We start from the raw sequence: 24,699 nt of genomic DNA, 5'->3' as shown, positions 1-24,699 counted from the left end.
CATCACCTAAGGATCACCATGAGCATCGATTGGGCAGCTCTCGGCCAGGTCTTCGGCGTCACCCTCGCGGTGACGGTCGGGATCGTGGGCCTGTTCACCGTCGGCATCGTCGGTACGGCCCGCAAGCCGCAGCCGGAAGGCGGGGCAGTCGCGGTCGCCGTACCGGGTACCGGTGCGCGGGCCGGCGCGGTGACCGCCTTCGCCCTGTGCGCGGCGGCGGTGGCCTATGGCATCTATCTGATCGTCGCCGCCTGACCCCACCGGGGACGGCAGCGGCAACGGGCAGGACGAGGGGCCCCGCGGACCACGGCATCAGCCGTCGTCCGCCGGGCCCCTCGTCGGTGAGACGCCCCGCCCGCCGAGCGCGTCATCGGCCTCCCGGGCCAGCCGGTCGGCGATGGCCGTGCCGCCGCGGCCGTTGAGGAAGGCGGACACCCCGAGCTGTACGACCTTGCTGAAGGTCTGGTAGTGGGCGCTGCGCGGGCGCGGTTCGGCCGCCAGCAGCGCCTCGTGCAGGGTGCGGGTGTCGGGCCGCGGCTCCGGCTGCCCCGCGGCGCCGTGCTCACCGCGCTCCGCGTCGGCGGGCGGCAGCGGGCAGCGCGGCGCCTCGGCCGTCTCCCGGTACGCCGAGTCGCGGGTCGCCGCGAACCCCCGCTCCAGCAGACAGCGTTCACTGCCCGGGCCGGTCAGCGCCTCGATCAGGGACCGGGCCCCGGCCGGGCGCTTGCTGCCGGCCGAGATCGCGAGGTTCTGCCCGCCCAGTACGGACATCCGTTTGCCGTCGCTGCGGCGGGCCGGCAGCTGGGTGACGTCGAACTGCTCGCCGGGCGTGAGCTTCTCGGCGACCGAGGCGTACTCGACCGGCCAGTTGCGCATGAACAGGGCGCGGCCGTCGGCGAACCAGCGGCGGCTCTCCGTCTCGTCCATCGTGGTGGCCTCGTGCGGCATGATCGAGTCGAGCCGGCTCTTGAGGTCGGTGACGCCCTGCTGGAGCGCACCGATCTGCTCGCCCTTGGTGAAGCTGGTGGCGTCGGGGTCGCCGCCGTTGGCCCAGGCCGACTCCAGGGTGTTGACCGTCAGCCCTTCGTAGGGCCGCAGCTGGGCGACCATGCCGTACATCGTCGGCGGCTTCGTCCGGTGGCTCCCGGTGCCCTCGGCGGCCTTGCGGTTGTAGGCGCTCGCCACCTCCTGCGCCGTCTTCTTCAACTCGTCCCAGTCGGACGGGACGGCATGGTGGTACTCCTTGAGGAGATCCTTGCGGTAATAGAGCAGCCCGGCATCGGTGTTGAAGGGCACCCCCCACACCTTGCCGTCGTACTCCACCGTCTTGGCCACGCTGTCGAGGAAGTCGCCGTCCAGACGGGTGGCCCAGGGACGGATCACGCCCGCCTCGGCGAACTCCGCGGTCCAGGCGACATCGAGGTTGAGCACGTCATAGCCGCCGTTGCCGGACTGGCCCGCCGCCAGCAGCTGGCTGCGCTGGCCGTCGGCGGTGTCCGGGAGTCTGACGATCCGGACCGTGCGGCCGTGCTCCTTCTCCCAGGCGTGGATCAGATCCTGGCGGATGCCGGAGCTGCTGAGGTCGCTGCCGGTGGCAAGGACGATCGCGCCCCGCTCCGGGAGGGTCTGCTCCTGCGGCGTACAGCTGCCCACCGCCGGCAGCAGGGCCAGACAGACCAGCGCGGCGGCCGCCCTGGGGCGCGGGGCGGTCATCGGTCCCCCTTCGTGGCCGTGCCGATGGAGGCGATCCGCCCGGCCAGCGTGTCGACGGCCTGCGGGCCGCTGGGCACGCACTGGCCCCGGGAGGCGCCGGCCAGTTGCTGGAGGGCGAAGGTGTCACACCCCGATTTGCCCATCACCAGCGCCAGGATGGGCACATGGGGTCCCTCCTTGACCAGTGCGCTCAGGGTGCGTTCCACGCTCGCCGCCCGCCCGGGACCCGCGCCGTCGTCCTGATCGAGGATGAGCACGATGGCCTTGTTGGTGGCCGAGGAGGTCTTCATCTTCCGCACGGCACGGGTCAGTGCCTCCTCCATGGCGGCACCGTGGTCGACCAGTTCGCCGTTCGGGCTGCCCGCGATCCGGCCCAGCGCGGCCTTGCCCGGGGCGGGGTCGGCGCTGCCTAGCGGGACGAGTTCACGTACCGCGGCACGGTCCTGGGGGTGTGCGCGGTCCGGGAAGGTCCACAGGCCGTAGGTATGCCGTGCGCCGGCCAGCTCCATGGCGCGGGCGGCCGCGCTCAGGGCGACCGGGAGCTTGCCGCTCTCGGCCATGGAGGTGGAGGTGTCCATGAGGATCAGCACCTGGCTGGAGCGCTGTGCCTTGTCGTAGCCGTCCAGGACCCGGGACACCTGGTCCGGGGCGGCGGTGAAGGGGACCGTGGAGGCGAGCGGACTGACGTCCGCGTGGCTGTCGAGCAGGGGTGAGTCCCGCCCCGGGCCGCCGTCCGGCACCCCGCGGTAGCCCTGCGCGGTCAGGGTGCGCCCGCCGCCGTCCGGGGCACGCAGCCACTGCGCAAAGCGCGCCACGGCGGCCTGCCGTGGGGTGGCGTCCGTGGCGCCGTGCCAGTCGACGCGGACCAGGGGGTGGTCGAGCGCGGGGACGTTCTCCGGGTAGTAGGCGACGTACCGGTTGCGCAGCGGGAGCGGGGAGTCCAGGGCCGGGCAACTGCCGATGGCGCGGCCGAGGTTGTAGTCGGCGAGGGACTTCTCCGACACCAGGGGCGCGGACTTCGTACGGTCGACGGAGCCGGCGGCGTCCGTGTCGGGGCGCAGCGAGCACAGCAGTTCGGTGCTGCCCGCGTACTGGCTGCCCGGGGCGGAGAGCCGCTCCTCGGCGTGCCGGGCCAGGGTGAGGTCGGGCGCGCCCGGCGCGGCGGTGCCCGAGCCGTCGTGGGCGAGGTAGAGGCCGATGGTGTGCAGCAGACCGGTGCCGGACAGCACGGGGCTCGGCCGCAGGAGTTTGAGGTCGTGGTGGGTGCTGTCGGTTCCGGTGAGCAGCTCCTGCCAGGTGGCGGCGGCCGGTTCGACGTCGTCCAGCCGACGGCGCGCCGGGATGCCGACGACCAGGGGGGTGTAGGCGACCGGGGCGGAGTAGTGCAGGGTCGCCGGGGATCCCGTGGCGGGCATACCGCGGCGGGCCTCGTAGTAGTCGGCGGTGGATTCCGGGATCCAGATGTCGGGCTGTGGTCCGGGCCGGTGGAGTGGGTCGATGCCCTGGTCGCCCGGACGGTCCTTGCCGGTGCCGCGGGCCTCGCCCTGCCAGCGGTCGGCGGCCGCGAAGCCCTGGTCGACCTGGTCCTTGGCGGCGGAGTAGACGGTGATCTGGGCGCGCCGGCAGCCGTCGGGGAGGTCGCCCTCGCCGCTGAGGGGCCGGGTGTTGGCCTCGGACATCTCGTAGTCGAAGGCCGCCTGGCGCAGCGCGGGTTCGGCCTCGGGGGCGGTGAGCAGCCGCAGTTCGAGGGCGGGCGGGCAGGGCGCTTCGCCGTTCGGGAGATTGAGCAGGACGACGCCCGTGGTGGCCGGTACGAAGATGATCGCCAGGATCAGCAGAAATCTGAACCAGTGCCGGAAGTACGACTTCAGCCAGCGGCGTAAGCGGATCCGCAGCGGGGTCGGGGGGCGGGTCTCGGGGGTGGCGAAGGACAGGACGACGTCGTCGACGGTGTTCTGCTTCGCCGAGCGCGGCTCCCAGACGTCGCCCATCGGGGTCAGCTCACCGGCCAGTTGTTCGCGCAGTTCCCGGACGAGGTCTTCGAAGGTGACGAACCGCTTGCCGGGGATGCCCCGTTCCAGGATCTGCACCAGGGCACGGTTGAAGACGCTGCCTCCGGTGGGTTCCTCGCCGCTGAAGATACGGCGGTTGGGCTGCGCGGCCATCAGCAGCGAGGTGGGTTTGCGGCAGGCGTAGAAGGCTTCGCTCGCGTTGCCGGCGTAACAGCACTCCAGGACGACCACGATCCGGTCGGCCCGCGCGTTGTCCACATAGGACAGCACCGTGTCCTGCCAGGAGACGGTCTTGTGGCGCCGTTCCGAGGCGCCGACCATGAGTTGCAGATTGCCGCCGTCGCGGCCCACCCGGCCGTGGCCGGAGAAGTACACCAGCAGCAGGCCGCGCGCCTCCTGGGTGACCGCGTCCAGCGCCTGTTCCACCTCCCAGGGCTCCTGGGGCCGGCAGGTGATGACCTCGCCCTTGGTGAACAGATCGGTGCCGGGGGCGAGCAGGGCCTGCTCCAGTTTCCGGGCGTTGTCCTTCACCGCGGGCAGCGGGCGCAGCGTGCGGTAGTCGTCGACACAGATCAGCAGCGCCCGGTTGACCTTGCCCCGTGCGTCGTATTCGGACATCCGGCTCAGTCCCCTGCGGTGCTGCCGCTCTCGTCCGCCGGGCTGCCGGGATCGGGGCGTTCGGGGGCCACGGCGCCCGGCCCCGCGTCGCCGAGCGCGTGCAGGTCCCCGTCGCCGCCCCCGACCGCGACGGCGGGCCGTTCGCCGGTGTCGCGTTCCTCCCGGCGCCGTCGCAGCCACTCCTGCAGGGCGATGCTGAGACTTTTGGTGACTTCGGCGGCGACGGCGCCGACGATGACCAGGATCAGATCGTCGACACCGAGGGCCATGTCGCGGGGGCCGTCGTCGCTCTCGTCCGCCGGCCGTGGCCGCAGCTCCCAGTCGTGCCGGCGCCGGTCCAGCCACGGCTCGCGCTCCAGCCACGCCTTGAGGTCCTCGATGTCCTGTTCAGGATTGTTCGTGCCCGTGATCCTGATGCGGATCTCGTGGCGGTCAGCGCGCTGCGTCATCCCCCGGCCCCCTTCCGGCGGCCCCATCGCCGCCGTGCACCAGATAGTGACGTGAGATCAGGGGCGCAGGCAACCGTCTGTGACACGACTGCCACGCTGTGGCGTGCACCACAGGGCGTGCCACAGGGCAGCGTCGCAGGTCAAGGGTGAGTTGACGGGCATTCGCGGGGCGTGGTGGACTGCCGGAGCCATTCGGCGACAGATGAGGAAGTCCGGTGAGAATCCGGCGCGGTCCCGCCACTGTCACCGGGGAGCGTTCCTCCAGCGAAGGCCACGGTCCGCCTCGCGTACGTCCGATGACGTACGCAGGGACTGGAAGGCCGGAGGACTCGCCGATCCGGGAGCCAGGAGACTCTTGTCGCCGTCACGTCGAGCCAGGGCGCGGACCCTGAGTGAGGACATACCGCCATGCCCGGCCGCCCTTCGAGATCTCCACTGCCCGCTGCCGCAGGGCCCCTTCGGCACGCCAGGGCGGCGGTCTGATCCGATGCGCGGCGAACACGCGGGATATGCGTGCGGCGCGGCCCTCGGCTTCCTCGGTGACCTGATCGCGGCGGACCCGCGGCGCGGCCATCCGGTGGCCGCCTTCGGCCGGGCCGCGGGCGCCGTCGAGCGCCGACTGTGGCGCGATCACCGCGGATACGGGGCGGCTCACGCCGTGCTGTGTGCGGGCGGTGCCGCCGCCGGTGCCGCGCTGCTGCAGCGCGCGGTACGGGCCGCCGCCCCGGCTCCGCTGCGCGGCGGAGCCCGGATCGCGCTGACCGCGGCGACGGTCTGGGCCGTGCTGGGCGGCACCTCGCTCGGCCGCGAGGCCCGCGCCGTCGGCGGTGCGCTGACGGCGGGCGACCTGGACGTGGCGCGGGAGCGGCTGCCGCATCTGTGCGGGCGCGATCCACAGGCGCTGGACGGGCCCCAGATGGCCCGCGCGGTGGTGGAGTCGGTCGCCGAGAACACCTCGGATGCCGTGGTGGGCGCCCTGGTCTGGGGCGCGCTGGGCGGGGTGCCCGGCCTGGTGGCGTTCCGGGCGGTGAACACCCTGGACGCGATGGTGGGGCACAAGTCGCCGCGCCACCGCCGCTTCGGCTGGGCCTCGGCCCGGCTCGACGACCTCGCCGGCTGGCCCGGCTCCCGGCTGACCGCCGCGCTCACCGTGCTCGCGGGCCCCGACCGGCGCGGTGCGCTGCGGGCCTGGCGGGCGGACGGCGGCGCGCACCCGAGCCCCAACGCGGGCCCCGTGGAGGCCTCGTTCGCGGGCGCGCTGGGTGTCCGGCTGGGCGGCACGCTGGCGTACGGCGGGCGGGTGGAACACCGTCCGGTGCTCAACGACGGGGCGCCGCCGGTCGCGGTGCCCGACATCGACCGGGCCGTGCGGCTCTCGCGCCGGGTGAGCGTGCTGGCGCTGGTGACGACGGTGGCGGCGCGGCCGGCGGCCGGCGCGCTACGGCGGGCCCTGTTGCGCCCCACCCGCCCGGCCGCAGGCGCAGTGACGCGCAGGGCCGCACGTGCGGTGGCGCGTACGGCTCACGACAGCCGGGGTCCCGGCGCATGAGGAGGACCCGGTGAACGGGCGGTTGAAGGCATCCGGTGGAGCCGTCGGCGGTGGCCTGTTGGTGGCCGGTACGACGTCCGACGCCGGCAAGAGCGTGGTGACGGCGGGCATCTGCCGCTGGCTGGCCCGCCAGGGCGTGCGGGTGGCGCCGTTCAAGGCGCAGAACATGTCGCTGAATTCGTTCGTCACGCGCGAGGGCGCTGAGATCGGACGGGCCCAGGCGATGCAGGCCGCCGCGGCGCGGGTGGAGCCGACCGCGCTGATGAACCCCGTACTGCTCAAGCCCGGCAGCGACCGCAGCAGCCAGGTGGTGCTGCTGGGGAAGCCGGTGGGCGAGCTCAGCGCCCGGGGCTACCACGCGGGGCGCCAGGAGCAGTTGCTCGGCACGGTCACCGACTGCCTCCAGGAGCTGCGGCGTACCCACGACGCGGTGATCTGCGAGGGCGCCGGCAGCCCCGCCGAGATCAATCTGCGGCGGACCGACATCGTGAACATGGGCCTTGCGCGGGCCGCCCGGATCCCGGTGGTGGTGGTCGGCGACATCGACCGCGGCGGGGTGTTCGCCTCCTTCTTCGGCACCACCGCGCTGCTGTCCAAGGAGGACCAGGCGCTGGTCGCGGGGTATCTCGTCAACAAGTTCCGGGGCGATGTCACGCTGCTGGAGCCGGGGTTGGAGATGCTGCGCGGTCTCACCGGGCGGCAGACGCTGGGCGTACTGCCCTTCTCGCACGGTCTGGGCATCGACGAGGAGGACGGTCTGCGGGTGTCCCTGCGCGGTGCGGTGCGCGAGAGCGTGGTGGCGCCGCCGCACGGCGCCCAGGTGCTGCGGGTGGCGGTCGCCGCCGTGCCGCTGATGTCGAACTTCACGGACGTGGACGCGCTCGCCGCGGAGCCGGGCGTGGTGGTGCGGTTCGTGGACCGGGCCGAGGAGCTGGCCGATGCGGACCTGGTGGTGCTGCCGGGGACCCGCGGCACGGTCCGGGCGCTGCAGTGGCTGCGCGAGCGCGGGCTGGCGGACGCGGTCGCCCGGCGGGCCGCCGAGGGCCGCCCGGTGCTGGGCATCTGCGGCGGCTTCCAGATGCTGGGCGAGCGCATCGAGGACGACGTCGAGTCGAAGGCGGGCGCGGTCGACGGGCTGGGGCTGCTGCCCGTACGCGTGCGGTTCGCGGCGGAGAAGACCCTGGCGCGGCCGGTCGGCGAGGCGCTGGGCGAGCCGGTGGCGGGCTACGAGATCCACCACGGGGTCGCCGAAGTGACCGGCGGGGACGAGGAGTTCCTGGACGGGTGCCGAACCGGCTCCGTATGGGGCACGCACTGGCACGGCTCGCTGGAGAGCGACGGCTTCCGGCGGGCCTTCCTGCGGCGGGTCGCGGTGGACGCGGGCCGGGCCTTCGTACCGGCCCCCGGCACCAGCTTCGCCACCCTGCGCGAGGAGCAGCTGGACCGGCTGGGCGATCTGATCGAGGAGCACGCGGACACCGGCGCCCTGCTGCGGCTGATCGAGGAGGGCGTACCGGAAGGGCTGCCGTTCGTGCCTCCGGGGGCGCCATGAGGGTACGCAGTGGAGGACCGCGACAGACGCAGAAGATCCGGCCGGCCGACGACGTGGAGGACGACACAGCATGACAACCGCTCACAACACGACCCAGCAGTACCCCTTCACCGCGGTGGTCGGGATGGACGATCTGCGGCTGGCGCTGCTGCTGAACGCGGTGAGCCCCGCAGTGGGCGGTGTGCTGGTCCGCGGGGAGAAGGGCACCGCCAAGAGCACCGCCGTGCGTGCGCTGTCGGCGCTGATGCCGCACGTGGACGTGATCAGCGGCTGCCGCTTCGCCTGTGCCCCGGACGCGCCCGACCCCGGCTGCCCGGACGGGCCGCACGAGGCGGGTGCCGTCGAGGACCGCCCGACGCGGATGGTCGAACTGCCCGTCGGCGCCTCGGAGGACCGGCTCGTCGGCGCGCTGGACATCGAGCGGGCGCTGTCGGAGGGCGTGAAGGCCTTCGAGCCGGGCCTGCTGGCGGATGCGCACCGCGGCATCCTCTACGTCGACGAGGTCAACCTCCTCCACGACCACCTGGTGGACCTGCTGCTGGACGCGGCCGCCATGGGCGCCTCGTACGTGGAGCGCGAGGGCGTGTCCGTGCGGCATGCGGCCCGCTTCCTGCTCGTCGGCACCATGAACCCCGAGGAGGGCGAGCTGCGGCCGCAGCTGCTGGACCGCTTCGGACTCACGGTCGAGGTCGCCGCCTCACGCGAGCCCGACCAGCGGGTGGCGGTGGTCCGGCGCCGGCTGGCGTACGACGCCGACCCGGCCGGCTTCGCGGCACGCTGGGCGGCCGAGGAGGACGAGCTGCGCCACCGCATCACCGCGGCACGGGAGTTGCTGCCGGACGTGACGCTGGGCGATGCGCCGCTGCGGCAGATCGCGGCGACCTGCGCGGCGTTCGAGGTGGACGGAATGCGCGCGGACATCGTGATGGCGCGCACCGCCACGGCGCTGGCCGCGTGGGCGGGGCGGACCGCTGTCCTGGAGGAGGACGTACGTCAGGCGGCGCTGCTGGCGCTGCCGCACCGCCGGCGCCGTAATCCCTTCGACGCGCCCGGCCTGGACGAGGACAAGCTCGACCAGACGCTGGAGGAGTTCGGCGGGGCGGACGAGGGCACGGACGGCGAGGACGATCCGGACCCGGACGGGCCGGACGGCGGCCCCGACGGGGGCGGGCCGGACGGCGGCGGACAGCCACCGCAGGACGGCGCGGACGGCGGGCCGCAGGAGCCGCCCCTGACGCAGAGCCCCGAACTCCCGCACCAGCAGGAGGGGGAGGCGCCCCCGGCTCCCGAGGCCCCCGAGCAGCCCCGGGAACAGCCCGCGGCCCCGGAGCAGGCCCAGGAGGGCACCCCTGCCGCGGGCGGCGAGAAGGCCGCGGTCGGCGCCACCGAGCCGTTCCGTACCCGGCGGCTGGATGTGCCGGGCCTGGGCGAGGGCGCGGACGGCCGCCGGTCGCGGGCGCGGACCGCACACGGCCGGACGACCGGGGCGCGGCGCCCGCACGGCACCCTGGGCAAGCTGCATCTGGCGGCGACGGTGCAGGCCGCGGCTCCGCACCAGCGGGCGCGCGGCCGCCACGGGCGGGGTCTGGTGGTGCGCCGGGACGATCTGCGCGAGGCGGTACGCGAGGGGCGGGAGGGCAATCTGGTCCTGTTCGTCGTGGACGCGTCCGGGTCGATGGCGGCGCGGAAGCGGATGAGCGCGGTCAAGGGCGCGGTGCTCTCGCTGCTGCTGGACGCCTATCAGCGGCGCGACAAGATCGGCATGATCACCTTCCGTGGCACCGGCGCCGAGCTGGCGCTGCCCCCGACGTCCTCGGTCGAGGCGGGCGCGGCGCGGCTGGAGCAGCTGCCGACGGGCGGCCGTACGCCGCTGTCGGAGGGGCTGCTGAGGGCCCATGAGGTGCTGCGGGTGGAGCGGATGCGGGATGCCTCGCGGCGGCCGCTGCTGGTGGTCGTCACCGACGGACGGGCGACCGGCGGCCCGGAGCCCGTCGTACGGGCCACCCGCGCGGCCCGGCTGCTGGCGGGTGAGGGCACCGCCTCGGTGGTCGTGGACTGCGAGGCGGGTCCGGTGCGGCTGGGTCTCGCGGGCGAGCTGGCCCGTGAGCTGCAGGGCACCGCCATCACCCTCGACGAGCTGCGCGCGGACAGCGTCTCCGCGCTCGTACGGACCGTGCAAGGCAACAGGAAGGCCGCGTAATGCCGCAGGGACAGCCGTCCGTCGTACCGAACGACGGGCTCACCACCCGCCAGCGCCGCAACCGCCCGCTGGTGTTCGTCCACACCGGCCAGGGCAAGGGCAAGTCCACCGCCGCCTTCGGGCTGGCGCTGCGCGCCTGGAACCAGGGCTGGCCGGTCGGGGTGTTCCAGTTCGTGAAGTCCGCGAAGTGGAAGGTCGGCGAGGAGCGGGCGCTGAAGGTGCTCGGTGACTCCGGCGAGGGCGGCACCGTCGCCTGGCACAAGATGGGCGAGGGCTGGTCCTGGGTGCAGCGCGACATCGCCTCCAGTGAGGACGCGGCGCGCGAGGGCTGGGAGCAGGTCAAGCGGGACCTGGCCGCGGAGACGTACAAGCTGCTGGTGCTGGACGAGTTCGCGTACCCGCTGAAGTGGGGCTGGATCGACACCGAGGAGGTGGTGTCGGCGCTGCGCGACCGCCCCGGTACACAGCATGTCGTCATCACCGGGCGGGGCGCCCCCGAACCGCTGCTGGAGTTCGCCGATCTGGTGACGGACATGACCAAGGTCAAGCACCCGATGGACGAGGGCCAGAAGGGCCAGCGGGGCATCGAATGGTGACGGCGGTGAGCGCGGGATGAGCGGCGGTTCGATCCCCCGGCTGGTGATCGCCGCACCGTCCTCGGGCGCGGGGAAGACGACGGTGGCCACCGGACTGATGGCGGCGTTCGCCGAGTCCGGGCTCGTGGTGTCGCCGCACAAGGTGGGACCCGACTACATCGATCCGGGCTATCACTCGCTGGCCACCGGCCGTCCCGGCCGCAATCTGGACGCCTATCTGTGCGGGCCCGACCGGATCGCGCCGCTGTTCCTGCACGGCGCGGCCGGCGCCGATCTCGCGCTCGTCGAGGGCGTGATGGGACTGTTCGACGGGGCGTCCGGGATGGGCGAACTGTCCTCGACGGCGCACGTGGCCAAGCTGCTGCGGGCGCCGGTGGTGCTGGTGGTGGACGCGTCCTCGCAGTCCCGGTCGGTGGCCGCGCTGGTGCACGGCTTCGCCTCCTGGGACCCGGAGGTACGGCTCGCCGGGGTGATCCTCAACAAGGTCGGCTCGGACCGTCACGAGGAGCTGCTGCGCGAGGCGATGGACTCCTCCGGGGTGCCGGTGCTGGGCGCGCTGCGCCGTGACGGGCGGGCCGGTACGCCGTCGCGTCATCTGGGGCTGGTGCCGGTCGCCGAACGGCGGGCCGAGGCGGTGGAGTCGGTGAGCGAGCTGGCCGCGCGGGTCCGCGCGGGCTGCGATCTGCCGGCGCTGCTGGCGCTGGCGCGTACGGTGCCCGAGCTGCCGGACGCGCCCTGGGATCCGGCGGCGGAGGCGGCGCCGGCCGCGGGGACCACCGCCGGGGCCACCCCCTCGGACAAGCCGCTGATCGCCGTCGCGGGCGGCGCCGCGTTCACCTTTTCGTACGCCGAGCACGCCGAGCTGCTGACCGCGGCGGGCGCCGAGGTGGCCCCCTTCGACCCGCTGCGGGACGAGCAACTGCCGCCCGGCGCCCAGGGTCTGGTGATCGGCGGCGGCTTCCCGGAGATGTATGCGCCGGATCTGTCGGCGAACGCGCCGCTGCGCGCGGCGGTGGCAGCGCTGGCCGCGTCCGGGGCACCGGTCTCGGCCGAATGCGCCGGGCTGCTCTACCTCTCCCGGTCGCTGGACGGGAAGCCGATGTGCGGGGTGCTGCCCGCCGAGGCCCGGATGACCGAACGGCTCACCCTCGGCTACCGCGAGGCGGTGGCGCTGCGGGACAACGCGCTGGCGGCGGCCGGGACCCGGGTGCGCGGCCATGAGTTCCACCGCACGGTGCTGGAACCGGGCGCGGGCGCGGACCCGGCGTGGGGGCTGACGCACCCCGAGCGGCGGGTGGAGGGCTTTGTGTCCGGCGGGGTGCACGCCTCGTATCTGCATGTGCACTGGGCCGCCGAACCGTCGCTGGCCGGGCGTCTGGTGGCGAGCGCGGCGCGGAGCGCTCCGGCCGGGAGCGCCGCCCGGTGACGCACGGGAGCGGCAGCCAGGATCCGGCGGCCCCGGCCGTCCTCGACCATCTCGTCTACGCCACACCCGATCTGGACCGCACGGTCGCCGAGGTCGCCGAACTGACCGGCGTACGGCCGGTGCCAGGCGGCAGCCACCCGGGCCGGGGCACCCGCAACCATCTGCTGGGGCTGGGCGACGGGGCGTACTTCGAGATCGTCGGGCCCGATCCGGAGCAGCCCGCCCCGGACGGGCCGCGGTGGTTCGGCATCGATGCGCTGACCGGGCCGCGGCTGGTCACCTGGGCGGTCCGGGTCACCGGCATCGCCGGCCGGGTCGCGGCGGCGCGGGCGCGCGGCTACGACCCCGGCACCCCGTTCGCCATGTCCCGGCGCACCCCGGACGGCGGCCGCCTCGCCTGGCAGCTGACCCCGCCGGGGACGGGCACGGGCCCGGCCCCGTTCCTGCTCGACTGGGGCAAGACCCCGCACCCGTCCGGCGGCGGGCTCCCGGAGCTGCCGCTGGTCTCACTCACCGCTTCGTACCCCGACCCCGGGGCGGCCCGCGCCGAACTGGCGGCGCTCGGCGTCCGGTGGCCGGGGGAGCCGCTCACGGCCGGGCCCGCCGGGCTCACCGCTGTCCTGGCGGGCCGGCACGGACCGGTCGCCTTCGGCCGGGGAGCCGTCGCGGTATGAGGGGCCGGGCGGCCGGCGAGGCCGGTGCGCCGGCCGTGCCGCTGGTCGCCGGCGTGGGGGCGCGCCGTGGCGTCCCGGTGTCCGAGGTGCTGGAGCTGATCACGGCCACCTGTACGGCAGCGGGGTACGCGGCCCGGCAGGTCGTCGCGCTGGCGACGGTGGCGGCCAAGGCTGCCGAGCCGGGGCTGTCCGGGGCGGCGCGAGAGCTGGGGGTGCCGTTGCGGTCGTTCCCGGCGGCGGCCCTGGCGGCGGTACGGGTACCGGCGCCGTCCGCGGCCGCGGCGGCCGCCGCCGGAACGCCGAGCGTGGCCGAGGCGGCCGCGCTGCTGGCCGCTGGGCCGGGTGCCACGTTGGCCGTCGGCAAGCGGAAGTCACCGCCGCCGGCCCGGGCGACCTGTGCGCTCGCCAGGCCGGCAGTAACGGACAGCGGTGCCTTTACCGCTGGTAGGGAGGGAGCGGCCGCCGTGCCCTCCGCCGGGGCGGTTATCGTCAATGACCTTCCCCAACCCGCCCCGCCGTGGCCCGGATCGGCGGACGGCGGTCGTCGGCGACCCGGCGCCCGACAGCGCAACCCCCGGTACCAAGGAGATCCAGTGACCACTCCTCCCGCACTGCTCATCGCCGGTCACGGCACCCGTGACGAAGGCGGGGCCGAGGCTCTGCGCGCGCTGGTGCGTGTGCTCGGCGAGCGCCATCCCCACGTGCCCGTCGCCGGCGGGTTCTTCGGCCATCCGGCCGCTCCCCTGCCGCTCGGCGACGCCGTCGACGGGCTCGTCGAGCGGGGCGCGACCCGGCTCGCCGTGATACCGCTGCTGCTGGCCCCGACCGGGCCGGTGCCGGAGGCGCTGCCCTCGGCGCTGGAACGGGCGGCGGAGCGCCACCCGGGGCTCGGCTACGCCTGCGGCGCCGAGCTGGGGCCCCATCCCAAGGTCCTCGAAGTGCTGGAACGACGGCTGGACGAGGCGCTGGGCGGCGGCGCCCGCAGGCCCGAGGACCGGGCCCGCACCACGGTGCTGCTGGTGGGGCGCGGCGCGGCCGATCCGTACGCCAACGCCGAGGTGGCACGGGCCGCGCGGCTGCTGTGGGAGGGTCGCGGCTTCGCGGGCGTGGAGACCGCGTTCGTCTCGCAGGCGGCGCCCGATGTGCCGACGGGCCTGGACCGGTGCCGGGCACTGGCGGCAGCGGCGACGGCCCGCCGGCCGGGCCGGATCGTGGTCCTGCCCTACTTCTTCTTCCCCGGCGGCCTGTTGGAGCGACTGCATATGCAGGCCGAGGGCTGGGCCGCGGCCCACCCCGGCACGGAGGTGATCGGCGCGGAGGTGATCGGCCCGGAGGCCGAGGTGGCCGAGGTCGTCATGGAGCGCTACCGCGCGACGGTGGCGGGTGATGCGTTGCTGAGCGACGCGTCGTGCGGCTGCCGGGCGGCGGCGGAGGACGCCCGGGAGACGGACGGCGCGGCGGGGCGGACCGCTCTCCCGGCCACGGACGCCGGGGAGCGGTGAGCATGCCGGCGCACACCGGGTCCGCGCCGCTCCGTGACCCCGGCCGGGACGCACCGCCGCACGAGCCCGATCTGCGGCACCACGGCGATGCCGAAGTGCGGGGCGCGGAGGGCGGATTGACGGATCTGGCGGTGAATGTCCGCACCGGTACTCCCCCGGCCTGGCTCAAGGCGCGGATCGCCGCGTCGCTGGACGGTCTCGCCGCGTACCCCGACGGCCGCGCGGCGCGCCGGGCGGTCGCGGCGCGGCACGGTCTGCCCGTGGAACGGGTGGTGCTGACGTCGGGGGCCGCGGAGGCGTTCGTGCTGATCGCGCGCGCCGTGCGGGCCCGCCGGCCGGTCGTGGTGCATCCGCAGTTCACCGAGCCCGAGGCGGCGCTGCGGGACGCCGGGCACGACGTCGCGCGGGTGCTGCTCGACGCACGGGACGGCTTCCGGCTGGATCCGGCCGCGGTGCCCGAGGACGCCGATCTGGTCGTCGTCGGCAACCCCACCAACCCCACCTCGGTCCTGCACCCGGCAGACGAGCTGGCCCGCTTGGCGCGGCCGGGCCGGACACTGGTGGTGGACGAGGCATTCATGGACGCGGTGCCCGGGGAGCGGGAGGCGCTGGCCGGGCGCACGGACCTGCCGGGGCTGGTCGTGCTGCGCAGCCTCACCAAGACCTGGGGGCTGGCCGGGCTGCGGATCGGCTATGTGCTGGCCGCCCCGGACACCGTCGCCGCCCTGGAGCGGGCGCAGCCACTGTGGCCGGTCTCCAGTCCCGCGCTGGCCGCCGCCGAGGCGTGCTGTACGCCGCAGGCGCTGGCGGAGGCGGCCGCGGCGGCCGGGCAGATCGCCGTGGACCGGGCCCATCTGCTGACCCGGCTGGGCGAGTTCGGGCAGATCCGGGCGGCCGGCCCGGCGGCGGGCCCGTTCGTGCTGATCCGGCTGCCGGACGCGGACGCGGTACGGGCCGCACTGCGGGCCCGCGGCTTCGCGGTCCGCCGTGGTGACACCTTCCCCGGCCTGGGCCCCGGCTGGCTGCGCCTCGCGGTGCGGGACCGGGTCACGACGGACCGGTTCGTGACGGCGCTGGGCGAGGTGCTCGGGTAGGGGTGCCCGGGGATCTCCGGGGAGCAACGGGCGGGGCCGGCCGGCAGATTGGGTACGCCGGCGCACCCCTTCCCGTTGGCGAATCGGGGTAACCGTTCACCCTTTTAGCTGTTAAGTCAGTTATGGATACTTCTCGTTCGGGCCGACGGGCCGTCGTCGGCGCCCTCGCCTCACTCCTCCTCGTCCTCACGGCCCTGGCCGGCCCCACCGCCACCGCCACCGCCGACGGTCACGCGCCGCCTGCGGCGGACCCCCAGGCGGTGCGCGACTGGAACGCCATCGCCTCCGACACCATCAGCGCCAACCTCGGCGCCACCCGCCCCTCCGGGCAGGCGGTCATCTGGCACGGGTTCGTCTCGGCTGCCGTCTACAACGCCGTGGTCGGCATCCAGGGCCGCTACGCCCCGTACAAATCGCGAGCGCGCGGGCCCTCCACGGCCTCGCCCGAGGCGGCGGCCGTGACCGCCGCGCACCGCGTACTGCTGACCTACTTCCCCGCCTCCCAGGCCCCGCTCGATACCGCGTACGCCGCCTCCCTCGCCAGGATCCCCGACGGCACGGCGAAGCGGCAGGGCGTGGCCTTCGGGGAACGCGCCGCCGACCACCTCGTCGAACTGCGCGAAGGAGACGGCCGCTTCGCCACGGTGGAGTTCACCGCCTCGCCCGCGCCCGGCGTCTGGCGGCCCACCCCGCCCGCCCGTCTGCCCTTCATCGACCCCTGGCTCGGCAGACTGCGCCCCATGCTGCTGACCTCCCCGGCCCAGTTCCGTCCCGGCGGGCCGCCCGCCCTGTCCTCGGCCCGCTACGCCCAGGACCTCAACGAGGTGAAGACCATGGGGGCGAGGACCGGATCGCCCCGCACCCCGCAGCAGACCGAGACCGCGCAGTTCTTCGGGGGCAATCTGACGGTCCAGCTCCAATCGGCGTTCCGGGACCACTCCGCCCGGCACCACCTGCGCATCGCCGAGACAGCCCGGCTGGTCGCCGCGGCGAACGCATCGGCAACCGACGCCGTGGTCACCGCGTGGGACGCCAAACTCCACTACGGCTTCTGGCGGCCGATCACCGCTGTCCAGCTGGCCGACACCGACGGCAACCCCGCGACCGAAGCCGACCCGCAGTGGCAGCCGCTGCTCGTCACCCCTCCGCACCCCGACTACCTCAGCGGCCACACCGCGGTCACCGGCGCCGTGACCCGGACTCTGACCGGGATCCTCGGCACCCCCCACCTCGACCTCACCTTTTCCTCCGAGGCCACCGGCACCACACGGCACTACGATGACGCCGGCCGGCTCAACGAGGACATGATCAACGCCCGGGTCTGGGGCGGAATCCACTTCCGCACCGCCGACATCGACGGATGCGACGCCGGCGGCCGCATCGGCGCCTGGACACTGACCCACTACTTCCAGCCGCTGCGCCCGGCACGCCCGCACGCCTCGCCGCCGGCCACGTCGACGTGTCCGCACGGCAGCGCCGACTGACCGGGCCCGTACCGCCCGCCGGCCTCCGCCGACAGGGACCACGGCCGGGAGGAGCCGAACGCACCCGGTAGCGGAGGCCCCTACGGGCAGACCTCGCCGGGGTCCCGCACACACCATGCTTCATAGGCCCCCGGCGAGGGTGAGGTGCGCCGTACCGGCCGTCTCCGGCCCGGTACGGCGCACCTCGGGCCGTACTCCGCGCGCGACGCCCCCACAGCACCGGCGCGGTGTACGGGGTCCGTCAGCCGCGGCCGCCCTGCGCGGCGTTGCGGCGCCGGCGGGCGTAGCCGATCGATCCGGCGCCCGCGGCGACCAGCAGGGCCGCGCCCCCGGCGAGATACGGGGTGGCCGAACTGCCGCCGGTCTCCGCGAGGTTCTGGGTGGCGGGCCGCGAGCCCGTTCCGGTCACCTCGGTGCCCTTGCCGCCGGCCGGCTCGGTGCCGCCGCCGGTGCCGCCGGTGCCGTTGTGCTCGGGCTCCTTGACGCCCGGTGCGGTGCAGCCGGCGCGGGCCAGCGTGACCCGGCCGTGCACCTCGGCGACGTTGAGCTTCAACGGGTTGAGGGAGACCTTCAGGTCGAGCGCGGTGGCCGCGGCGCTCTTGGACATGACGTTCTTCCTGGACAGGTCGAGCCGCACCTCGCCCACGCCCGGCACCTTGACGTCCGTCGTGCCGCCCGCCGTGAGCGTGACCCGCTTGCCCAGGACGAGGACGCTGCCCAGCACATTCGACTCGGCCCGGGGCCGCTTGCCCGCCTCGCACACTGCCTTGGCGGTGACCTGCTGGACCTCGATCAGGGACAGCAGCGCCAGACCGGGCAGATGCACCTTCGCCTTCACGAGGTTGGCGTAGCCCTCGGTCTTGCGGCGGTCGCTGGTGGCCCGTGCGGTGGCGGCATCGGCGCGCAGCACGCTGAACGGCTTGCCGTGGTTGATGCCGTCGAGGTTGACGGTGAGCGCGGTCCTGTCGGCCGAGGCCGGGGCGTGCACCTCGTTCAGGACGGCGTTCAGCGGGACGTCGAGCGTCTTGTGGAGCAGCCCGACGTTCAGGCCGGTGCGCAGCACGACCGCGTCGGCGGTGCCACGGGCCGAGCCGTGGTCTCCGGTGGCATGCGCGGGGACGGCGCCGAGCAGGAGGGCGGAGCCGGCCGTGAGTGCGGTGGCGACGAAGGTCGCGGCGAGGCGTCGGGGCATGCCGGAAGAGCAGGTGGGACTGGTGGACACGTGTGTGGAACCCTCACAGGAGAAATGGAGCCGCCGGCCGCGCCAATGGGGGACATCACGCGGGCCGACGACCTTCGACCCGCACATCGTGTCCGCACGGAGGGTGAACGGGCAGGCACGTGACGTCAGTTCATCCCAATGGGTGGTTTCCGCGTATTCATTCGATTCCTGCGGCACGGGGTACCACCCACGCAACAGCTGCCCCACCATCCGGGTGACCTGGGTGGGACCGCCCCGGTTGCACCGGGCCACCACTTCGGGTGCCCGGTGCCAACCGGCTGCCGGCTACCCCACGACCTGCCCGCGCAGCACCACCCGCCGCGGCGCGGCCAGCACCCGGACGTCCTCGCGCGGATCGCTCTCGTAGACCACCAGGTCCGCCGGGGCGCCCTCGGTGAGACCGGGGCGGCCGAGCCAGTCCCTGGCGCCCCAGGTGGTGGCGGAGAGGGCCGCCACGGCGGGCAGGCCGGCCCGGGTCAGCTCGACGACCTCCTCGGCGACCAGGCCGTGGGCGAGCGAGCCGCCGGCGTCCGTGCCGGCGAAGACGGGCACGCCCGCGTCGTAGGCCGCTCGTACGGTGTCGTAGCGGCGCGCGTGCAGGCGCCGCATGTGGTCAGCCCAGCGCGGGAACTTCTCCGCACCGCCGTCCGCGAGCCGCGGGAAGGTGGCGATGTTGACGAGCGTGGGAACGATGGCGACGCCACGCTCCGCGAACAGCGGGATGGTGTCCTCGGTGAGTCCGGTGGCGTGCTCGACGCAGTCGATTCCGGCCTCGACGAGCGGGGCGAGGGTGTCCTCGGCGAAGCAGTGGGCCGTCACCCGGGCGCCCAGCCGGTGGGCCTCGGCGATGGCCGCCTCGACCGCGCCCCGGGGCCAGCAGGCCTCCAGATCGCCCGTGGAGCGGTCGATCCAGTCGCCGACGAGCTTGACCCAGCCGTCGCCGCGGCGGGCCTCCTGGGCGACAAAGGCGACCAGGTCCTCGGGCTCGATCTCGTGCGCATAGTTGCGGATGTAGCGCTTGGTGCGGGCGATGTGACGGCCGGCGCGGATGATCCGCGGCAGATCCTCGCGGTCGTCGACCCAGCGGGTGTCGGAGGGGGAGCCGGCGTCGCGGATCAGCAGGGTGCCGGCGTCACGGTCGGTGAGCGCCTGTTTCTCGCTGGTGGGGTCGTCCACCGGGCCGTGTGCGTCCAGGCCCACATGGCAGTGGGCGTCGACCAGGCCGGGCAGCGCCCAGCCCGTCACGGTGGTGGCATCCCGTGCCACGGCCGGCCGGTCGAAGGTGACCCGGCCGCCGACGACCCACAGCTCGTCGCGCACGTCGTCCGGCCCGACGAGGACCCTCCCCTTGAGGTGCAGCACCGCACCTTCACTCATGGACGTCATACAGGCACTTTAGGCGGCGTCACACAGCGTGCGGACGCTGCGGTCGCCTGCGCTGGACGGTCACATTCCCCCGCCGTTTCCGGGAAAAGCCGCGGCCCTGCCGCGCTTTTCGCTCCGGTCGCTCTCCGTAGAGCTTCGATACGTTCTGCGCACGGTTCCGCATGCGTTCTCCGCACGCTTCCGGACATCATCTCGCGCATGTTCTTGCGGGTCTTGCCATGGGCTTGCCGCGCAGGTTTCGATGGGTCTTACGCCCAGCCTTCCGGAGACGAATTCCCAATTTCCCCCGGGTACAGCTTCCCGTATTCTTCTGCCCGCTTTTCCGCACCTCAAACGCCAAGATTTTGCTAGTAGCAAGTTCCATAATTCGGACGGATCTCATAGGCGTTACGGAGCTGTGACCGACTACACAACGTGCCCGTTTCGCCCCGAACATCCAGGTCAAATCGGGGCATCCCGCGGTGGGATCGCGCGTACGGGCGCCCCCGCGCGATAACACATCTTCGCCGTTTCCGTAACCCCTGCCCACGATGCAATTTCCTTTTTCCCTGGGTAAATTTAATTTCTATGACCGCCGCACAAGCAGACCATGCAGGTGCCCGTAGCGATATCAGAGAATTTCCGGAGGGCTTCAAGCTCGACACCCCACGCGTGGAGGACGGAGCCGCGATCTGGCGTATCGCCCGCGACTCCAAGGCACTGGACCTCAACTCCTCCTACAGCTACCTCCTGTGGTGTCGCGACTTCGCCGCCACCTCCGTCGTCGCCCGCGACACGGAGGGCGAGCCGGCCGCCTTCGTCACCGGATACATCCGCCCCGAGCGCCCGGACACCCTCGTCGTCTGGCAGGTCGCCGTCGACGACGCGCACCGTGGCCAGGGGCTGGCGGCCGCACTCCTGGACGGGCTCTCGGCCCGCGCCGTGGACGAGCTGGGCATGCGCTTCGTCGAGACCACCATCACCCCCGACAACGCCGCATCCAACCGCCTGTTCGCGTCCTTCGCCGAGCGGCACTCCGTGCCCCTCAAGCGCGAGGTGCTCTTCGACGCAGGGGTGTTCCCCGAGCAGGGCCACGAGCCGGAGGTGCTGCACCTCATCGGCCCGTTCGAGCCACCATCCCGCCCGGAGCAGTGACGCCCGGGACCGCGCGGCCAATGCGCCGCTGCGGCCGGACGGGGCCCGGCACCACACCCGTGACACCGCCGGCACCGTCCAGCCCCCTACAGACTTCCTGATCCTTTTTCGCCACTCATCTCCCAGGAGCATGCTGTGACCATCACCCAGCCCGATCTGAGCGTCTTCGAGACCGTGGAGTCGGAGGTGCGCAGCTACTGCCGTAGCTGGCCCACCGTCTTCGACCGTGCGCAGGGCAGCCGCATGACCGACGAGGACGGCCACACCTACCTCGACTTCTTCGCCGGGGCCGGGTCGCTCAACTACGGCCACAACAACCCGACGCTCAAACGCGCCCTGATCGACTACATCGAGCGGGACGGCGTCACCCACGGCCTGGACATGTCCACCACGGCCAAGCGGGCGTTCCTGGAGTCGTTCCAGAACATCATCCTGCGGCCGCGTGACCTGCCCTACAAGGTCATGTTCCCGGGCCCGACGGGCGCCAACTCGGTCGAGGCCGCGCTCAAACTGGCCCGTAAGGTCAAGGGCCGCGAGTCGATCGTGTCCTTCACCAACGCCTTCCACGGCATGTCGCTGGGCGCGCTCGCCGTCACCGGTAACTCCATGAAGCGGGCCGGCGCCGGTATCCCGCTGGTGCACGGCACCCCGATGCCGTTCGACAACTACCTCGAGGGCACCTACCCGGACTTCCTGTGGTTCGAGCGGCTGCTGGAGGACCAGGGCTCCGGCCTCAACACCCCCGCCGCCGTGATCGTCGAGACGGTCCAGGGCGAGGGCGGCATCAATGTCGCCCGTCCGGAGTGGCTGCGCGCCCTCTCCGACCTCTGCGAGCGCTGGGACATGCTGCTCATCGTCGACGACATCCAGATGGGTTGCGGCCGTACGGGTGCCTTCTTCTCCTTCGAGGAGGCGGGCATCGTGCCGGACATCGTCACCGTCTCGAAGTCCATCAGCGGCTACGGCCTGCCGCTCGCGCTGACCCTGTTCAAGCCTGAGCTGGACATCTGGGAGCCGGGCGAGCACAACGGCACCTTCCGCGGCAACAACCCGGCCTTCGTCACCGCCGCCGCCGCGCTGGACACCTACTGGGCCGACGGCCAGATGGAGAAGCAGACTCTCGCCCGCGGTGAGATCGTCGAATCACACCTGAAGGCCATCGTCGAGGAGCACCCCGAAGCCATCGCCGAGTACCGCGGCCGCGGTCTGGTGTGGGGCCTGGAGTGCATCGACAAGCCTCTTGCCAACAAGATCGCCAAGCGCGCCTACGAGCTGGGTCTGCTGATCGAGACCTCCGGCCCGGAAAGCGAGGTCGTCAAGCTGCTGCCCGCACTGACGACCACACCCGAGGAGCTGGACGAGGGCCTTCGCGTCCTCGCCCGCGCGGTCCGCGACTGCGCCTGACCACTCCAGAGCTCCTTACCGTTCCACAGAAAGGCACCGAGTCACCGTGATCGTCCGATCCTTCAAGGACATCGAAGGCACCGACCGCCACGTCAAGGCCAAGTCCGGTACCTGGGAGAGCAAGCGCATCGTGCTCGCCAAGGAGCGCGTCGGCTTCTCGCTGCACGAGACCACCCTGTACGCCGGAACAGAGACGTCGATGTGGTACGCGAACCACATCGAAGCCGTACTGTGCGTAGAGGGCGAGGCCGAGCTCACCAACGACGAGACCGGCGAGAAGCACACCATCACGCCGGGCACGATGTACCTGCTCGATGGGCACGAGAAGCACACCATGCGGATCAAGAAGGACTTCCGCTGCGTCTGCGTCTTCAACCCGCCGGTCACCGGCCGCGAGGACCACGACGAGAACGGGGTCTACCCGCTGCTCACCGAGCCCGAGACCGAGACGGTCTGAGGCGAGGCGTCAGCACCCGCCTGCCCCGTCCGGCAGATGAGGAAGGCACGCCCACACGCAAGGAAGCCAGAGCCCGTACGAGAGGAGAGGAAGGCAACACCATGACCACCGCACCCGAGCGCACCGCCGACCTGTACCCGACCCGTGGGACCGCAGAGGTCATCACCCCGCGGAAGGACCCGGTGGTGTGGTCGCAGCCCGGAACGGCCGGCCCGTTCGCGCCGTCCGAGCTGAGCGACTTCGAACGCGACGGCTTTTTCGCCATCGGGGAACTGCTCACGGCGGAAGAAGTCGCGGTGTACCGCGCTGAACTGGACCGTCTCGTCCTCGACCCGACGATGCGCGCCGACCCGCGCTCCATCGTCGAGCCGAAAACACAGGACGTACGGACCGTGTTCGAGGTGCACAAGATCAGCGAGGTGTTCGCCAAGCTGGTGTCCGACCCGCGTGTGGTCGGCCGTGCCCGGCAGATCCTCGGCTCGGACGTCTACGTCCACCAGTCCCGGATCAATGTGAAGCCCGGCTTCGGTGCCACCGGTTTCTACTGGCACTCGGACTTCGAGACGTGGCACGCCGAGGACGGACTGTCGAACATGCGCACCGTGTCGGTCTCCATCGCGCTGACGGAGAACTACGACACCAACGGCGGCTTGATGATCATGCCCAGCTCGCACCGTCACTTCGTGGGCTGTGAAGGCGCGACGCCGAAGGACAACTACAAGCGGTCCCTGCAGATGCAGGACGCGGGCATCCCGTCGGACGAGGTGCTGACGAAGATGGCGGACAAGCACGGCATCCGGCTCTTCACCGGCAAGGCCGGCTCGGCGACCTGGTTCGACTGCAACGCCATGCACGGTTCGGGTGACAACATCACGCCGTACCCGCGCAGCAATGTCTTCATCGTCTTCAACAGCGTGGACAACGAAGCGGTGGAGCCCTTCGCGGCGCCGGTCCGGCGCCCCGAGTACATCGGAGCCCGGGACTTCACGCCGGTGAGGTAGACACGGCGAGGTACGGGTGGCGCGGCTGCCGCACAGCAGGGTCTGTGCGGCGGCCGCGCTTGTGTGTGACCGGCGGCCGCCGGGTGCGGGCGGGGTGCGCCGCCCCCGCCCGTCCGGCCGGTGGTTCCTCAGGCGTCCAGCGCCGGGTAGTCGAGGTAGCCGGTGTCGTCGCCGCCGTAGAAGCTCGCCCGGTCCGGGGTGTTGAACGGGCCGCCGCACGCGAGCCGCCGGGGCAGATCGGGGTTGGCGAGGAACTGCCGCCCGAAGGCCAGCAGATCGGCCGTTCCGTCCTCGATCAGCGGCAGGTCCTCGGGGCCGGTGGGGCGCCCGTCATCGGCCGGGTTGAGGACGAAGGTGCCGGTGAAGTGCTTGCGCAGCCGGGCGATCAGCTCGTGGTCGGGGACGTCGCACAGATGCAGATAGGCCAGCCCCAGGGGCTCGACGGCCTGCAGCAGCGCGGTGTAGAGCGGCTCGGGGGCGGGCTCCTCCATGCCGTTGAAGGGGTTGCCCGGGGAGAGCCGCAGACCGGTGCGGTGTGCGCCGACCGCCTCGGCCACCGCCCGGGTGACCTCGACCGCGAAGCGGATCCGGCCCTCGGTCGAGCCGCCCCAGCCGTCGGTGCGCAGATTGCTGTGGGGGGCCAGGAACTGGTGCACGAGATAGCCGTTGGCGCCATGGATCTCCACCCCGTCGAAGCCCGCCTCGACGGCGTTGCGGGCGGCGGCCGCGAACTCCGCGACGGTCGTGCGGATTTCGGCATCGGTGAGCTCGTGCGGGGTGACGCAGTCCTTCATGCCGTCCTCGGTGAAGACCTGGCAGTCGGCGGCCACGGGGGACGGGCCGACCGGTATCAACCCGTCCGGCAGCAGCACCGGGTGGCCGATCCGGCCGCCGTGCCACAGCTGCGCGAAGATCCGGCCGCCGGCACCGTGCACCGCCTCGGTCACCCGGCGCCAGCCGGCGATCTGCTCGGGCGTGTGCAGTCCGGGGGTGAAGGGGTAGCCCTGGCCCACGACGCAGGTCTGGCTGGCCTCGGTGACGATCAGCCCGGCCGAGGCGCGCTGGGTGTAGTACGTGACCATCGAGTCGGTCGGCACCCCGCCGCCCTCCGTGGCCCGGTTGCGGGTCATCGGAGCCATGACGATGCGGTTGGCGAGCGGGGTGCCGGCGAGGTCGACGGGATCGAACGCGGTGGTCACTGAGGGCCTCTCAACTGCTGCTCGGAA

20 protein-coding genes, 1 pseudogene and 1 riboswitch are annotated in these 24,699 nt (G+C 73.0%); of the genes and pseudogenes, 15 read left to right on the top strand and 6 right to left on the bottom strand.

The features are described 5' to 3' along the window. The first annotated feature begins 18 nt into the window (after positions 1-18). Positions 19-255 carry a hypothetical protein gene (locus tag ACWGI6_RS25915; RefSeq protein WP_453269727.1) on the top strand — a complete coding sequence of 79 codons (237 nt, stop codon included), beginning with the start codon at positions 19-21 and terminating at the stop codon, positions 253-255. Positions 256-312: 57 nt separating this feature from the next. Here ACWGI6_RS25915 and ACWGI6_RS25910 read toward each other — a convergent pair whose 3' ends face one another. Genes ACWGI6_RS25910 through ACWGI6_RS25900 form a run of 3 tightly spaced genes read right to left on the bottom strand, consistent with a single transcriptional unit; the run spans position 313 to position 4,792 of the window. Then, positions 313-1,713 (bottom strand): extracellular solute-binding protein, encoded by a 1,401-nt coding sequence (locus tag ACWGI6_RS25910; RefSeq protein ID WP_453269726.1) that lies wholly within the window; start codon positions 1,711-1,713, stop codon positions 313-315. Continuing rightward, positions 1,710-4,343, bottom strand: coding sequence for a caspase family protein (locus tag ACWGI6_RS25905; protein ID WP_453269725.1), 2,634 nt, complete (start codon positions 4,341-4,343; stop codon positions 1,710-1,712). The genes ACWGI6_RS25910 and ACWGI6_RS25905 overlap by 4 nt, the downstream gene beginning before the upstream one ends. 5 nt (positions 4,344-4,348) lie before the next feature. Further along, complete coding sequence (locus ACWGI6_RS25900) at positions 4,349-4,792, bottom strand: hypothetical protein (protein ID WP_453269724.1); 444 nt, start codon at positions 4,790-4,792, stop codon at positions 4,349-4,351. Positions 4,793-4,996: 204 nt separating this feature from the next. Next, positions 4,997-5,147: riboswitch (cobalamin riboswitch) on the top strand. Positions 5,148-5,279: 132 nt separating this feature from the next. On the opposite strand from ACWGI6_RS25900, the gene ACWGI6_RS25895 reads away from it, so the two are divergent. The 10 genes and pseudogenes from ACWGI6_RS25895 (at position 5,280) to ACWGI6_RS25850 (ending at position 16,869) form a co-directional block, all read left to right on the top strand. Next, positions 5,280-6,341 carry a cobalamin biosynthesis protein gene (locus tag ACWGI6_RS25895; protein WP_453269723.1) on the top strand — a complete coding sequence of 354 codons (1,062 nt, stop codon included), beginning with the start codon at positions 5,280-5,282 and terminating at the stop codon, positions 6,339-6,341. Positions 6,342-6,351: 10 nt separating this feature from the next. After that, positions 6,352-7,893: a cobyric acid synthase gene (locus ACWGI6_RS25890; protein WP_453269722.1), complete on the top strand. Its 1,542-nt coding sequence runs from the start codon at positions 6,352-6,354 to the stop codon at positions 7,891-7,893. Between the two features lie 70 nt (positions 7,894-7,963). Then, a complete protein-coding gene (locus ACWGI6_RS25885; protein WP_453269721.1) occupies positions 7,964-10,093 on the top strand; it encodes a putative cobaltochelatase in 2,130 nt (709 codons plus the stop codon). Further along, a complete protein-coding gene (gene cobO, locus ACWGI6_RS25880; RefSeq protein ID WP_453269720.1) occupies positions 10,093-10,689 on the top strand; it encodes a cob(I)yrinic acid a,c-diamide adenosyltransferase in 597 nt (198 codons plus the stop codon). The genes ACWGI6_RS25885 and cobO overlap by 1 nt, the downstream gene beginning before the upstream one ends. Before the next feature lie 16 nt (positions 10,690-10,705). Then, entirely contained in the window at positions 10,706-12,115 is a 1,410-nt protein-coding gene (locus ACWGI6_RS25875) for a cobyrinate a,c-diamide synthase (RefSeq protein WP_453269719.1), read from the top strand. Beyond that, positions 12,112-12,789 carry a VOC family protein gene (locus ACWGI6_RS25870; protein WP_453269718.1) on the top strand — a complete coding sequence of 226 codons (678 nt, stop codon included), beginning with the start codon at positions 12,112-12,114 and terminating at the stop codon, positions 12,787-12,789. The genes ACWGI6_RS25875 and ACWGI6_RS25870 overlap by 4 nt, the downstream gene beginning before the upstream one ends. Beyond that, positions 12,786-13,184, top strand: a pseudogene (locus tag ACWGI6_RS25865) (cobalamin biosynthesis protein); the annotation flags it as partial. The gene ACWGI6_RS25870 and the pseudogene ACWGI6_RS25865, both read left to right, overlap by 4 nt. A gap of 198 nt (positions 13,185-13,382) precedes the next feature. Beyond that, complete coding sequence (locus ACWGI6_RS25860) at positions 13,383-14,291, top strand: sirohydrochlorin chelatase (RefSeq protein ID WP_453269760.1); 909 nt, start codon at positions 13,383-13,385, stop codon at positions 14,289-14,291. Positions 14,292-14,293: 2 nt separating this feature from the next. Beyond that, on the top strand, positions 14,294-15,385 hold the full coding sequence (cobC, locus tag ACWGI6_RS25855) for an Rv2231c family pyridoxal phosphate-dependent protein CobC (RefSeq protein WP_453269717.1): 1,092 nt from the start codon (positions 14,294-14,296) through the stop codon (positions 15,383-15,385). Between the two features lie 122 nt (positions 15,386-15,507). Then, positions 15,508-16,869 carry a vanadium-dependent haloperoxidase gene (locus ACWGI6_RS25850; RefSeq protein ID WP_453269716.1) on the top strand — a complete coding sequence of 454 codons (1,362 nt, stop codon included), beginning with the start codon at positions 15,508-15,510 and terminating at the stop codon, positions 16,867-16,869. 241 nt (positions 16,870-17,110) lie between these two features. Here ACWGI6_RS25850 and ACWGI6_RS25845 read toward each other — a convergent pair whose 3' ends face one another. Further along, the gene (locus ACWGI6_RS25845; protein ID WP_453269715.1) at positions 17,111-18,061 is read right to left on the bottom strand and encodes an SCO1860 family LAETG-anchored protein; all 951 of its coding nucleotides are present in this window, start codon (positions 18,059-18,061) and stop codon (positions 17,111-17,113) included. A 315-nt stretch (positions 18,062-18,376) separates the two neighbouring features. After that, positions 18,377-19,468, bottom strand: coding sequence for an amidohydrolase family protein (locus ACWGI6_RS25840; protein ID WP_453269759.1), 1,092 nt, complete (start codon positions 19,466-19,468; stop codon positions 18,377-18,379). Positions 19,469-20,044: 576 nt separating this feature from the next. Here ACWGI6_RS25840 and ectA point away from each other — a divergent pair. From ectA to thpD, 4 genes are all read left to right on the top strand, one after another. Next, positions 20,045-20,611 carry a diaminobutyrate acetyltransferase gene (gene ectA, locus ACWGI6_RS25835; protein ID WP_453269714.1) on the top strand — a complete coding sequence of 189 codons (567 nt, stop codon included), beginning with the start codon at positions 20,045-20,047 and terminating at the stop codon, positions 20,609-20,611. 135 nt (positions 20,612-20,746) lie between these two features. Beyond that, positions 20,747-22,015, top strand: coding sequence for a diaminobutyrate--2-oxoglutarate transaminase (gene ectB / locus ACWGI6_RS25830; RefSeq protein WP_453269713.1), 1,269 nt, complete (start codon positions 20,747-20,749; stop codon positions 22,013-22,015). 46 nt (positions 22,016-22,061) lie between these two features. Continuing rightward, positions 22,062-22,472, top strand: coding sequence for an ectoine synthase (locus tag ACWGI6_RS25825; protein WP_393909120.1), 411 nt, complete (start codon positions 22,062-22,064; stop codon positions 22,470-22,472). A gap of 101 nt (positions 22,473-22,573) precedes the next feature. Continuing rightward, on the top strand, positions 22,574-23,473 hold the full coding sequence (thpD, locus tag ACWGI6_RS25820) for an ectoine hydroxylase (protein WP_453269712.1): 900 nt from the start codon (positions 22,574-22,576) through the stop codon (positions 23,471-23,473). Between the two features lie 128 nt (positions 23,474-23,601). Here thpD and ACWGI6_RS25815 read toward each other — a convergent pair whose 3' ends face one another. After that, positions 23,602-24,672 (bottom strand): alkene reductase, encoded by a 1,071-nt coding sequence (locus tag ACWGI6_RS25815; RefSeq protein ID WP_453269711.1) that lies wholly within the window; start codon positions 24,670-24,672, stop codon positions 23,602-23,604. Positions 24,673-24,699 lie beyond the last annotated feature (27 nt).

The sequence above is a fragment of the Streptomyces sp. NPDC054786 genome, from assembly GCF_053611685.1.
Note: the sequence above shows the minus strand (reverse complement) of the source record. Positions and strands in the feature narration are given on the sequence as shown.